1 protein-coding gene is annotated in these 1002 nt (G+C 54.7%); it reads right to left on the reverse strand.

What is annotated here, in order from left to right; translation table 11 throughout:
• Nucleotides 1–122: 122 nt before the first annotated feature.
• The gene (locus tag ACFWUY_RS42115; RefSeq protein ID WP_384122518.1) at nucleotides 123–740 is read right to left on the reverse strand and encodes a hypothetical protein; all 618 of its coding nucleotides are present in this window, start codon (nucleotides 738–740) and stop codon (nucleotides 123–125) included.
• Nucleotides 741–1002 lie beyond the last annotated feature (262 nt).

Raw genomic sequence — 1002 nt, forward strand, 5'->3', positions numbered from 1 at the left:
GCCGACGTTGATGGCGACACCGACGGTCTGATCGACCACTGGGCCGCCCTCGACGCCGCGTAACCCCCACCATCTGCGATCCTGGACCCACCCCCACCACCCGAGCCCGGGAAGACAGTGAGCTACTTGTCGCAAGCCACCGACAGGATTGCCGTTGTTGCACTGAGGTTCGCGCTCTGCAGCTTCACCGTGAGGGCATCGGGGTCAGCTTCCTTGTTTACCGACCAGTCGATAAGCGATACGGATTCTTTCAGCTTAATAAGGGGCTCACCCGAAACGATCAGATGCGGATAAGCATCAGGGCAAGAGATAGTGTGGGTTGTCTCGGTGATACCATGATCAAAGCCTGGCACGTTGAAGACACTCCCGACAATATAGGAGAGGGACTTGCAGGAATAAGCGACCTTAATCTTCCCTGCATTTGTGTGACTCCTATTAATAACATCGAGGCCAATTCCGGTGCCATGACCGCCCCCGGCGGTCTCCGCGTTGAAGTTTCCGACGACGATGTCACCCTCCAGCACGTACTTGAAGTTAAGCATTTCGCTGTCTACGGGGCAGTGCCAGTACATCCGATTCACGTAATCCGCAGGTACAGGCTTCTCATCGCTGTATCCCTGCTCGCTGGCAGAAGCCGGTGAGACACAAGCGAAAGTCAGTCCGGTCATCAAGGTGGCCACAGCGGCACCAACTACAGCAATTCTCTTCTTAATAATTATGCTTCTTTCATAGAGACCCAAAGGGTCGCGCTTTATTCAATCATTATGGCTTCAGCGTCATTGAGCCGCCTACGGATCGATGCGTTTAGAGTGTTCTGTACTCAATCAAAAAACGCGCTTACGGACTGGTGCATGATTACGGTTGAGGTGCACGGTGAAGCTTCCCCTTGATCGTGGACACCTGGAGACTGGGACCTGAGGTTCCAGAGGAAGTAGCACCAGGTGGGAAGCACGTACACGAAGCGGTACACCGAGGAGTTCAAGCGGGACGCGATCGCGCTTG

The sequence above is a fragment of the Streptomyces sp. NPDC058664 genome (assembly GCF_042716635.1).
In the GTDB taxonomy this organism is placed as follows: Bacteria; Actinomycetota; Actinomycetes; order Streptomycetales; family Streptomycetaceae; genus Streptomyces.